The 12,337-nt window shown below is 35.6% G+C and carries 10 protein-coding genes and 1 pseudogene; 5 read left to right on the top strand and 6 right to left on the bottom strand.

Annotated features, from left to right (window positions below):
- Position 1 precedes the first annotated feature (1 nt).
- From arsA to JIN86_RS13930, 5 genes are all read left to right on the top strand, one after another.
- A complete protein-coding gene (arsA, locus tag JIN86_RS13950; RefSeq protein ID WP_202342214.1) occupies positions 2 to 1,792 on the top strand; it encodes an arsenical pump-driving ATPase in 1,791 nt (596 codons plus the stop codon).
- The gene (locus tag JIN86_RS13945) at positions 1,789 to 2,070 is read left to right on the top strand and encodes a Fe-S cluster assembly protein HesB (protein ID WP_036124835.1); all 282 of its coding nucleotides are present in this window, start codon (positions 1,789 to 1,791) and stop codon (positions 2,068 to 2,070) included. Before arsA ends, JIN86_RS13945 begins: the two co-directional genes overlap by 4 nt.
- A gap of 65 nt (positions 2,071 to 2,135) precedes the next feature.
- Positions 2,136 to 2,342, top strand: a complete 207-nt coding sequence (locus tag JIN86_RS13940; protein ID WP_004230360.1) for a hypothetical protein — start codon at positions 2,136 to 2,138, stop codon at positions 2,340 to 2,342.
- Between the two features lie 102 nt (positions 2,343 to 2,444).
- The gene (locus tag JIN86_RS13935) at positions 2,445 to 3,797 is read left to right on the top strand and encodes an NAD(P)-binding domain-containing protein (protein ID WP_202342244.1); all 1,353 of its coding nucleotides are present in this window, start codon (positions 2,445 to 2,447) and stop codon (positions 3,795 to 3,797) included.
- Between the two features lie 58 nt (positions 3,798 to 3,855).
- On the top strand, positions 3,856 to 4,341 hold the full coding sequence (locus JIN86_RS13930) for a GNAT family N-acetyltransferase (RefSeq protein WP_202342213.1): 486 nt from the start codon (positions 3,856 to 3,858) through the stop codon (positions 4,339 to 4,341).
- Between the two features lie 884 nt (positions 4,342 to 5,225).
- On the opposite strand, the pseudogene JIN86_RS13925 reads toward JIN86_RS13930, so the two are convergent.
- The 6 genes and pseudogenes from JIN86_RS13925 to JIN86_RS13900 all read right to left on the bottom strand — a co-directional run bounded on the left by JIN86_RS13925 (position 5,226) and on the right by JIN86_RS13900 (position 12,189).
- Positions 5,226 to 6,187, bottom strand: a pseudogene (locus tag JIN86_RS13925) (acetyl-CoA carboxylase carboxyltransferase subunit alpha).
- Positions 6,180 to 7,028: an acetyl-CoA carboxylase, carboxyltransferase subunit beta gene (gene accD / locus JIN86_RS13920; RefSeq protein ID WP_202342212.1), complete on the bottom strand. Its 849-nt coding sequence runs from the start codon at positions 7,026 to 7,028 to the stop codon at positions 6,180 to 6,182. Before accD ends, JIN86_RS13925 begins: the two are co-directional and overlap by 8 nt.
- 285 nt (positions 7,029 to 7,313) lie before the next feature.
- Entirely contained in the window at positions 7,314 to 7,691 is a 378-nt protein-coding gene (locus tag JIN86_RS23610; RefSeq protein ID WP_237497280.1) for a FadR/GntR family transcriptional regulator, read from the bottom strand.
- Between the two features lie 719 nt (positions 7,692 to 8,410).
- Positions 8,411 to 10,291, bottom strand: a complete 1,881-nt coding sequence (locus JIN86_RS13910; RefSeq protein ID WP_202342211.1) for an alpha/beta fold hydrolase — start codon at positions 10,289 to 10,291, stop codon at positions 8,411 to 8,413.
- 57 nt (positions 10,292 to 10,348) lie between these two features.
- Positions 10,349 to 10,915, bottom strand: a complete 567-nt coding sequence (locus JIN86_RS13905) for a TetR/AcrR family transcriptional regulator (protein WP_131520400.1) — start codon at positions 10,913 to 10,915, stop codon at positions 10,349 to 10,351.
- Between the two features lie 329 nt (positions 10,916 to 11,244).
- Positions 11,245 to 12,189, bottom strand: a complete 945-nt coding sequence (locus tag JIN86_RS13900) for a serine hydrolase domain-containing protein (RefSeq protein WP_237497279.1) — start codon at positions 12,187 to 12,189, stop codon at positions 11,245 to 11,247.
- Positions 12,190 to 12,337 lie beyond the last annotated feature (148 nt).

The raw sequence follows: 12,337 nt of genomic DNA, 5'->3' as shown, positions 1-12,337 counted from the left end.
GATGGAACGCTTTACAAGAAGTCATTTCCCAGACACCCCATTCCTGTTTTTTACGGGGAAAGGGGGCGTTGGAAAAACATCGGTTGCTTGTAGCCTATCAATAGCCATTGCAAAGGAAGGGAAAAAGGTACTTTTAATTAGTACAGACCCCGCATCCAACTTACAAGATATTTTTGGCCAAACGCTTTCTAATAGTCCGACAAAAATTGAAGGCATAGACAATTTATTTGCGATCAATTTGGACCCTGAACAGGCAGCACAGCATTACAAAGAGCAAATGGTTGGTCCGTACCGTGGAAAACTACCTGAAGTGGTATTACAAAATATGGAGGAACAACTTTCTGGTGCTTGCACAGTAGAAATTGCTGCCTTTAATGAATTTGCATCACTATTGACTGATACTTCAGTGATTGGAAATTTTGACACTGTCGTGTTTGATACAGCCCCTACAGGGAATACGTTACGATTATTACAGTTGCCTTCTGCATGGTCTACGTTTCTAGACGATAACACGACTGGCACTTCATGTTTAGGTCCTTTAAAAGGGCTAGAACCACAACGTGAAGTCTATAAAGAGGCAGTTGAACGTTTAAAGAATGCTAATCAAACAACGTTAATGTTAGTGACACGCCCAGAAGAAAATCCTTTAAAGGAAGCTGCACGTGCTTCTCACGAATTATTTGAAATAGGCATTCAAAATCAGACTCTACTAATTAATGGATATATGAGCAATGCCAATTCTACTGATGATATCGAAGAGGCTTTCATTGCACGTCAAGCTGATGCAATAGCAAGAATTCCTGAAGAACTAAATCAATTTGAGCATTTCTACTTACCTTTTGTACCGTACTCATTATCAAGTATTGAGCGTATGCAAGCATGGATGACTGACCAAGAAGTTATACATGAAGATGAATCAAATGAAGAAACTAAGATTCCTGAGATAGAAGAAATGATTGCAGATTATTTAGAACGTAAACCGAAACTCATTTTTACGATGGGTAAAGGTGGGGTTGGAAAAACAACTGTGGCTTCTTATATTGCATTACGATTAGCAGAAGAGGGTACTCATGTACATTTAACTACAACAGATCCCGCCGCACACCTCGATTGGACATTCGGAGATGACAACGTTAATAATTTAACGATCAGTCGTATTGATCCAAAAGCAGAAGTGGCAAACTATGAAGCAGAAGTGGCAAACTATGAAGCAGAAGTGCTTGCAAAGGCAAGTGAAACGATGAATGAGGAAGGTTTAGCATTTGTGAAAGAGGATTTGGCTTCTCCTTGTACAGAGGAAATAGCTGTATTCAGAGCATTTGCTAACGTTGTAGAAAATCACCAAGATGAAGTCATTATTATTGATACCGCACCAACAGGGCATACGTTGCTTTTACTAGACGCAACAGAAGCTTATCACCACGAAATAAGCCGTTCACAGGGAGATATTCCCCCTGCTGTTTCAAACCTGTTACCAAGGTTACGTGATGCTTCCTATACGAGTGTAGCCATCGTAACTCTTCCTGAAGCAACACCTGTTTATGAAGCTACGCGCTTACAAGAAGACTTACACCGTGCTGGATTATCTGTTGATTGGTGGGTTGTCAATCAGACATTTTCATCTATCAAAACAACAAGTCCAACATTAAGACAAAAACAACAAGCCGAAACAAAATGGCTAAAAGAAGTAAAATCTATCAGCAATAATCAATTCGTAGCCATTCCATGGGTAAAAACGCCACCGGTTGGAACACAAGGCTTACATGAATTAAAAGGAGAGAAAATCAAATGAAAATGAGTCCAGAAGGTAAAAATTATTTAGAACAGGTATTAGCTGATTCAGAGGTTAAAACACTTCGTTTCTTTGGTATTGCAGGCTGCTGTGGGGTTAATTTAGGTGTAGGCTTAGAAGCACCAGCAGAAGAAGATGCAATTCAAACAATTGAAGGTATCGAAGTCGCAATTCATCCTGATATTGCACCGCAATTAACAGATGTTACGATCCATGCAGAAGAAGAGAATGGTGAACTAGGTTTAGTATTAGTTGGATACTCACCAACATCTTGCTAACGAGTGATCCTAAATATACTGTCTGTCGTAGCAATTATTCAATCCGTTGAATGGAGGATACAGTAATGACAGTTAACCATGCTAGCGTATTGACTAAAAATTATTTTATCGCTTATTTAATGTTAATTATGAAAAGTAGAGAATACACATTGAATCAAGCTAAAAAGTTTGCATTTGATTTCTTTTTTAAAGGAGATAGAGATCATTACGGCACTTCTACTTGGTTGCAATTTGAAAAGGCTATAAAAGAAATTGAAATTGAAATGTGTTAATTACACATGCACAGTATAAACGTCTAGCCAAGTGCTAGGCGTAAAAAATGCATTTTATATAAGTGAATGCTTATATAAAGAAAAAAAGAGGAGAAGTTAATGATGAAAACACTAAAAGTAATCAACCAAAATGGATCTTGTTGTACTACTAAGGATATTGAAGTACAGGAGAGTGTTAAGAACTCCAAGAAGAATTTACCGATTGTCATAATTGGTGCAGGTCCCATTGGATTAGCTACAGCTGCTCATTTAGTGGAACAAAAGCAAGCATTTATTTTACTTGAGGCTGGGCATGAAATAGCACACAATATTCGTACCTGGGGGCATGTTACATTATTTTCACCATGGCGATATAACATCAATAAAGCTGCTAAATCATTATTAGAGGGGTCTGATTGGGTAGAACCTAACTTAGAAACAATACCTACCGGGCATGAGTTAATTGATCTTTATTTAAAACCCTTGGCAGAATTAAAACAAATAAAACCAAGTATCCGATTGAACTCAAAAGTAGTAGGTATTTCACGACAATTAAATGATAAAATGAAATCAAAAAATCGATTCAATCAGTCCTTTAATATTTATGTTGAAAAAGAGGATGACATCGATATTATTGAGGCAAAAGCAGTTATTGATGCAACAGGAACATGGGGAAATCCAAACCCAGCAAATTCTACAGGTGTATGGCTGAAAAATGAGAAAGCATTAGCAGATTACATTGAGTATGGTATTCCAGATATAAATACGAATCCTAAGAGATATGCAAATAAGAAGGTTGCTGTCATTGGTGGTGGTCATTCAGCGATCAATACTTTATTAACTTTAGCTGAGTTACAAAAAGATAATCCTTCAACAAAGCTTGTGTGGATTATGCGTAAAAGATCTGTAGAAGAAGCCTATGGAGGTGAGGAAAAAGATGCGTTTGCAGCACGCGGCGCACTCGGTATTCGCATCCATGAATTAGTAGATACAGGAAAGATTGAGGTAGTAACACCTTTCTATATTTCACAGGTGAAAAAAGAAGAAAATATCCATATTGTAGGTACTATAAATGGAGAACAAAAAGTACTTACAGGATTCGATGAACTTATCGTAAATGCAGGAAATCGACCTGATTTTACCATGAACAATGAACTGCGTTTATCTATTGATACAGCAACAGAAAGTGTGCAAGCATTGGCGCCACTAATTGATCCTAATGAGCATAGTTGTGGCACAGTAAGAGCGCATGGAGAAGAAATACTACGACAACCAGAAAAGAACTTCTACATTGTCGGTGCAAAAAGTTATGGACGCGCACCTACATTCTTAATGGCCACAGGTTATGAACAAGTTCGTTCTATAACAGCCTATTTATCCGGAGATATAGAAGCGTCAAAACGTGTGGAATTGGAATTACCAGAAACAGGGGTATGTAGTATTAATCTGGTTAATCAATCAAATACATGTTGTTAATAATTTGACTGTTAGCGAAAGCTAGCAGTCCTTTTAAAATATTCAAGGGGGAAATGGAATGGACAATCTTATTATTCGTAAAATGGAAAATAAGGATTTACAAGAGATATTAAAGATTTATAAAGAAGGAATCGAAACTGGGATGGCAACTTTTCAAACGGAAGTACCAAGTGAACAAGTGTGGGATGAAGGACATCATTCAACATTGCGTTTTGTAGCAGAAAACCACAATAAAGTGGTTGGTTGGATTGGCATTTCACCGGTTTCTACACGTGCTGTTTATTCTGGAGTTGGAGAAGTTAGTGTTTATATATCGAGTGATCATAAAGGGAAGGGCATAGCTTCAGAGCTTTTCAAAGTACTAATTGAAGAGAGTGAAAAGGCAGGATTTTGGACACTCCAATCATCTATCTTTGCCATCAATACATCAAGTATTCAATTACATAAAAAGATGGGATTTAGAGTTGTTGGAACTCGAGAAAAAATTGCTCAGTTACATGGAAAGTGGCATGATACCATCATAATGGAAAAAAGAAGTGATTAATTTTACTAATTATTTATATTTAATGTTATGAAAAAACACTAGTATCTAGTTTATTAAAGGTTTTTACTCGGAGCAAATTTCATTCAAATGTGAACGGGCCTATTTTTACTGAAACTTTATTATTAAATTACACTGAAAAATATGATTGTCTGGACATTCTTTTACAAAAAGGGTTTTAAAATATGTCCAGACATTCCTATCTAAAATGCCTGTAGATTCTTATCCATGAACATTTTCATCTTATCAACTAATCATAAAAATAAAATGTCTAAAAGTTCTTGTCCTCAAATAAAATAAAGTGTCTAAAAGTTCTTGTCCAAATAATAAGAATTCTTTATAATCCTCGAGCAAAGAAGGCAGGTTTGCGGCATTGTCTAAAGGTTCTTGTCCAATTTGTCTAAAAGTTCTTGTCCATATACAAGTACAGATATTATAGGTAGTCGATGAATCAAGGCTCTCCTCCACGCCAAATAATTTTAGTTTACATAATATAAATTATAGGAAGTTATGTTTCATTGAAAAGTATACTAATAATAGTGAGACAAAATGGATGTACATAGACATCAAAATCTAAACTTTACTTAATTGTCAAATAAGTTTAGATTTTGATGTCTTCCTTTTTTATTCCTCATAGACACTCAAATGTTTTAACTATAAAAATAAAAATAACCCATGAAAACATGATTGATAAAAAACGATTATTTTAATATCGAATTATTATAATTAACTTTTGTATATTTTAGTCTTTAATTCACGATTTTCTAAATAGAATCGATATTAGCTTATGTTGGTTTGGAATAAAGTTTGATTAAAAGTTTGTTGCAAACGTTGATTTTTTATCTCTTTACGAACAAATTTACATGTCCAAAAAACTAAAAATAAATTTAAGCTTCTGTATATTGTCCCATCTTTCTAAATTTCTCATAGCGATCGTCAAGTAATTGTTCGCCATTTAAAGAATTCAATGCTTTTAGTGTGACGCTTATACACTTTTTTATATTAAATGCTTGCTTCGCAACATTGCGGTGTGCTCCACCCGTTATTTCAGGGATTATTCCATCAATAACGTCAAGCTCTTTTAAGTCAGGTGCTGTTATCCGCATTGCTTCTGCAGCTTGCTTCCCTAGGCTACCATCTCGCCATAAGATCGATGCAGCCCCTTCAGGCGAGATAACCGAATACGTTGAGTTCTCTAACATAAAGACTCGATTAGCTACGCCTAATGCAATTGCACCGCCACTTCCGCCTTCCCCAATAACAATACTAATAACTGGTACTGTTAGAATCGCCATTTCAGAGAGAGTTCTAGCAATGGCTTCACTTTGGCCGCGTTCCTCGGCTGCCTTACCTGGATAGGCTCCTTTTGTATCAATAAAACAAATAATTGGGCGCTTAAATTTCTCAGCCTGCTTCATTAAGCGTAATGCTTTACGATATCCTTCAGGGTGTGGCATACCAAAATTTCGTCGAATATTTTCTTTAGTTGATTTTCCGCGCTGATGTCCAACAATTGTTACGGGCTGACCTTCAAAGAGAGCAATTCCTCCAAGAATAGCTGCATCATCGCCAAATTTACGATCTCCATGTAACTCAATAAAGTTTTCACACATCGCTTCTATATATTATATTGTAAAGTTGTTGGTCGTTCTGGATGTCTAGCAACCTGTACACGATCCCAGGGCTTCATATTGGCATAAATAGATTGTTCTAGCTGTGTTAGACGTGTTTCAAGCTTTTCGATTTCGCCTGTCATGTCAACATCTGCCTTTGTAGCAATCGTTTTTAATTCATCAATTTTTTCTCGTAATTGTACTACTGGTTCTTCAAAAGCTAAATTTTTAGACATGTTGCACACCGCCTTTTGTATGCATTTTTACAAGCATTGCTACTTGGTTTCGTAAATCTTTCCGATGGAAAATTGCATCAAGCTGACCATGCGCTAGTAAAAACTCTGACTTTTGGAAATCATTTGGTAATTTTTCTCTTAATGTTTCTTCGATTACACGGCGACCAGCAAAGCCAATCAATGCTTGCGGTTCTGCAATATTAATATCTCCAACAGAAGCAAAGCTTGCTGAAACGCCACCGTATGTAGGGTGCGTCATGATCGAAATAAATAATAGTCCTTCTTCACTATGACGTTTTAATGCCACACTCGTTTTTACCATTTGCATTAATGATAGAATACCTTCTTGCATGCGCGCTCCACCACTAGCAGTAAAGATAATAACCGGTACACGTAATTCAATAGCTTTTTCAACGGCACGTGTGATTTTTTCTCCTACAACGGAGCCCATTGAGCCCATACGGAAATGAGAATCCATAATGGCTACAACAATTTCTTCTCCATCAAGAGTACCTACCCCAGTCAGTACAGCTTCGCTTAATCCTGTTTGTTGTTTAGCCACTGAAATTTTTTCTACATAATCAGGGAAATTGAGTGGATTACTTGTTTGTAAATGATCGTCCATTGAAACAAATGAACCTTCATCTAATAAATAAGCTACGCGCTCCTGTGCAGTCATTTTGAAATGATGGTCGCAATTTGTACACACTTTATGATTTTTTTCTAATTCCTTTGTTAACTGAATGTGACGGCACTCTGGACATTTTGTCATAAGTCCTTCTGGAAATCCCTTTTCCTGTCCGTCCTCTTTCTTTTTACTAAATAGGTTACGTATTGCCATGTTTGACTCCCCCTATGTTGTCTAAATGAATTGTTCAGCATTCATCCACTGTTCGTAAGCTTTTAATACTTCTTTTTCATAGCCAAGTTGCATCGATTTCAACATCGTTTGAATAATTAATTTTGCTACTTTTGTTGAGTTTCGATTTAAACTGTCACCCTCATAAACTGCTAACTGAAACCAGACCTTTAGTGAAAGACGATTTCCTGACGTAATGATTATTTCTCGTAAAACATCCCGACAATTAATCGTACTTTCTATCTCTAGCTTTACAAAAACACTGTCCTACACTGGTAGTGCTCGCATAGTATCTGTACAACTTATAATGCGAATGGCTTCCTTTTCATGAATTTGTCGCGTTAATTCGACATCCTTTTTTGATTTTTCATCTTCTAATATAAACAACCACAATATTTCTACGAACTGATGCTTTTGTGTTGAAGCTAGGAATGTACCTCCTCCATGTCTCTTGTCAATAAGACCTAACAATTCTAAACTTCGCAATGCCTCTCTCTCAGAGGATCGCCCGACACCTAAACGTTCTGAAAGGACTCTTTCGGAGGGTAACTTTTCACCAGCCTGTATTTTTTCTATTTTAATAAGTTGTCGTAATTGTTGGACGATATCTAAAAACACTTTCTTTTGTTCGGTTTTTTTATCCATACGATCAACTCCTCGGTCAATCTATTCGCCTTGGCATAATGATCGCTGTCGCTTTCCTTTCGCACAGATAAACAATGCATCCAAAGGCTTTATCTTCATTCAATAGGTGTTTGGATACCTACTATAAAAGAAACAAAATCCACCACCTTCAGATGATGGCGTCTCTTACTGAATGAATTCAAAAGTGGTCTGGCCACTTTTGAAGTTGGCTTTATCTTACAAAATAATTATTTGAAAGTAAAGAAAAAACTGCATAAAAATTTATGCAGTTCCTAAAATTCCCTTCAATTTCATATTCATTTCGTCGTTTGTGCATATTTTATTTTCACTTGAGGTCTACCAAAGCGCTTTTCAAGCGTTCACTCAATGTAAAGCAATTCATCTTCTAGTAACAGCTCTTGAAGTAGATGAAAAACTTTGGATCTAGGTAAGATTTTAAGCATATCTTTGACATAAATTTCCAACGCAGTAACACCAACTCTTTCAACTTACTTGAAAAATTTAATTAACAGCATAATTTTGATTACATTTGAGTTTACCTATAACTTCAACTACTTATAATAAACAACATGGAAGTTCATTATAATTTCTTCTGAAGAACAATACTAAATAACCAGTCGTCAAATAAATTTCGACAACTGGTTAGGTGTATACTTTTTCGGCTGTAATATATCAGTAATTTTCACTGCTACCTGTAGAAAGGACACTAAATAGTAGTTTTACCGAAGCAAGATCTCAGCTTCTTTTGCAAATTCATTACTTTTTTTTATGACCAAATTAGCCGTTTCACTCGGATGGTTAAGAGGAAAATGATGACCATATGGAACAAAATCAACCTTACCCAGATGCTTAGGAGCAGAGTAGCCTCTATCAGAATCCCCCCAAATAATGTGAAGATTATACTTTGTTACTTCATTGAAATCACCTTGAACGTTTTTCGATAGTAAACTGTTAAGCTGAACGGTAGTGTTTAAAATTCTAGGAGAAGTAAAACTTTTACTTATTTTTTGAATATAATGTTCAGGGATGCTCTCCATATTTTCAAATAAACCATTACTTAATAAATAACGCTCTATCAAATTAGTAGTTGCGAATTTCAATGTCCATTTGTTTATAAATTGAGGAACATTTATTGATTTAGCATTTTTTTTGGCAACAGGTGGCTGAAGTAAAGTAATTGTATACTTCTTATCTATGTACTTTTGTACTAATGCTTCCAAAAGAATATACGCACCAAATGAATGACCAATTAGATGGGCACCGTTAGTAGCTTTCTCCAATAACTTTTTTACTACATTCAAATAGATATTTAAAAGATTTTTCTCTCGTTTAAAAGGAGAACGTCCCAAACCAGGAAGGTCCATGATCCATACAGGACGGCCTGTTTTTTCATGAAGCTCTTTTCCTAAAGGAAATAAATCCTCTCCATCACTCAATAAACCATGTAATAATATAAACGGTTTCCCCTCTCCTTGTAATTGGTAAAGGGTATTGTTATCGCATAATGTTCGCTCAAATAAATGATGATGCTTTCCATTTTGATACATCAATCGATAATCCAGATCAGCTACTACGGCAGGGAAAAAGTTCATGACACTCATCTTCTTAAACCAATCTCCCCCCCTCATGTTTTTCACCGAACCATTTGAAAATGTTCGTTTTGTGATAAAATTCAGTCCATCAGAAGGAATGTTTGTTATTTTACTTACTCCACTTTTCATTATTGTTTTCATAAGCGGCATTGGAACAGAGATTTTTGGTGCCCTCATATTCATACTTTCCGACATAACACTTAGTAATTCAGCAATGTTCGGATCGTTCTCTTTGTCATCAACAAGTGTATATGTTTGAATAGCCGGCTGCTCCAATTTGAAAACCTGCACAATAAACTTCGCAAACTCATCGTTTGAAATCAGTGGCAACCTATATCCCTTACCTCCAGGAATCACTGGCATGAGCCCTCTTCGCATACTTGTCACAAGCAAACCTAATCCTGCTATCTGCTCTGTACTCCCTGTTTTACTACTCCCAACCACAGTTGGCGGATTAATGACAGACAGCGGATAACCTACTGCTGATGCCTGTTGACGGATATAAAGATCTGCTAAAAATTTTGTTTTCTCATATGGATTTTTTATTTTTAAAAATTTGTTTCCTTCTTTAAATACATCTATCGCAACCTTGCTATTATTATCATCAAATGGACTCATATAACCTACAACATGAATAAATTGCTGCAAGCCCTTCAATTGATGAATACTTTTAGCGAATTCACTAATATGTTTGGCGCCATTCAAAAATACAGAAGTTGCCTCTTGGTTTGTCGCTTGAATATCCATGGAGCCTCCTGCGTGAATCATCACATCCGTTTTCAATACCAACTCCTTATCTTCAGCACTTAGACCTAAGTCTATTTTCGTTAAATCACCTTCAATAAAGTGCATATTTTCCTCTTTTAAGATGCCTCTTTCCTGAAAAATGTGTGTTGCTTTACTTTTCGACCTCACTAAAAGAAGAATGTTCACATCCTCTTTGACTAATTCATTCACTAATTGCTTTCCAATAAAACCTGTTCCACCCGTTAAAAATACTGTTCTCATAAAAATCCTCCTAGTAGTACTATGTAGTACTAATTTGATGTAAAAAAAATGCTTCTTTTATCGAAGCAAGTTAAACAAATGATCTGCTGTTTTCATGATTACAGTTGCATCCTCCAGTGTTTCTGAAATAAATAGCGCTCCTTCAAGATTTGTAATAAAAAGAGATGCAACCTCGTCAATATTTATTGTCTTTCTAAATTCACCATTCTCTACCCCTTGTTTAAGGAATAGAGAAACTTTCGTTTGTAAGCCTTTAAAAAAAAGACCTATTTTTTCTTTTACTTTTGTGGCATTTGTAGGACTTTGAATATAAAGCGTAATAAATGGACAGCTCCCCTTATATTCTCTGGTCTGAACTCCTTGTGATATTTGCTTTAAAAACAATTGGATACGATCTTCAACTAATAATTGGTTTTGAGATAGTAAGTCCTCTATTGCAGATTGATACATTTCAATCCAATAATCAACGACCCCTTCCAACAATTCTTCCTTATTAGAGAAGTGATAATACACATTAGACTTTGAAACTTTGCTTACACGAACTAATTCATCCATGCTTGTATAAGCAAATCCTTTTTCTAAAAATAATGTTGCAGCTACTTCAATCACACGTTTTTGATTCATTAATTTTACTTTTGTCATAATTAGAACTATACAGTACTAAAATGGGTGTTGCAAGTATTTTTGTTAGTTTAAAAAAATTTTGATCAAAAAAGCGATGATTTAATGATTTTACTGCTAAAAATGTCATTTTGAACAAAGTTGAACGGATCCCAAAACTGTTTTGGATGGCTTGTAATTTTTCACTTGTGTTATTTTGTAGTCAATAAAGGAGATGCTTTTATGCCCATTAAAGATGATTTGCAAAATTGATTCATTAATACCCTTCATCAATATAAAAACGCCATTTTGATTGATGCTGATCAAAATGGAGTTTTTATTATCCCTAGCTGTTATTCAAACAATGGCATCATATGTTTTCGAATCAATTCAACACGATCCTTGGCACGAGGCATAAAGCGCGAAGTAATCGAAATGACCATCTTCTTTTGAGGATTTATGAATATTACATTTCCACCATCCCCCAAAGCTGCATAGCAATCATCAAGTATCCACCACAAATAACCATAGGTTAGCTTTCCTGATCGACTTTGTACTTTAGTGCTGTCCTCTATCCATTGAGAAGAAAGAATTTGGCGACCGTTCCATACACCCCCATTTAAATAGAGCTGACCTATTTTGGCCATATCCCGTGGCGTTAACGTAAGTCCCCAACCAGCGGTGCTTATTTCCTTAGGATCTACTATCCAGCCAGTGACATATTTATTCTTCAGAAAAGCGAAATAGTCTTCTTTATTTTGTATAGTTGTATTTGTGGGTGCTTTGATTGCAAGAGGTTTAAACAAGTTTTCAGTAGCGAAATCAAGAACAGATTGACCAGTGGCAGTTGTAAGAACACCTGATAAAATATGTGTGCCAACGGTAGAATAGTTAAACACCCCCATACTACCTTTGCCTCCTAGCAAATCCAATGCAGCTTTTACCCAGTCATCACTTGAATATACTTTCGTATAAGGCTCTGACTTGTATTTATAGGGTGCTGTCATTGACAACAAATTTGCTATGGTGATGTTTTGAATGGTTTTTTCGCCACGTTTCACTGTATAATTTGGAAAAAAATCTAACACATGCTGTTCTATATTTTTCATATATCCTTTATCAATTGCCATTCCAATAAGAATCGAGATGATACTTTTAGTGACAGATGCTATATGCAAAGCATCATCTTGGGTGTATCCATCAAAATATTTTTCGTAAATTAAATGATTATCTTTTCTAATAGCGATGCCTGCTATATTGGCATACTCTTTTTCTATTAAATCTTCAAAGTTATTCATCATTCTGATTGTTAGGGTTTGACACATTGACGTCAGCTATATCAATCCCCATCCTTTCGCTAAAATGAATCATCAATATTGATGTAATAAAGAATAATTTATTATAAAAAATTATTCAATTCTTTTCTTTAATATAGCTAGAATGATT

Origin of the sequence: Lysinibacillus sp. HST-98 (assembly GCF_016757845.1) — a bacterium.
Classification (GTDB): Bacteria; Bacillota; Bacilli; order Bacillales_A; family Planococcaceae; genus Lysinibacillus; species Lysinibacillus capsici.
Note: the sequence above shows the minus strand (reverse complement) of the source record. Positions and strands in the feature narration are given on the sequence as shown.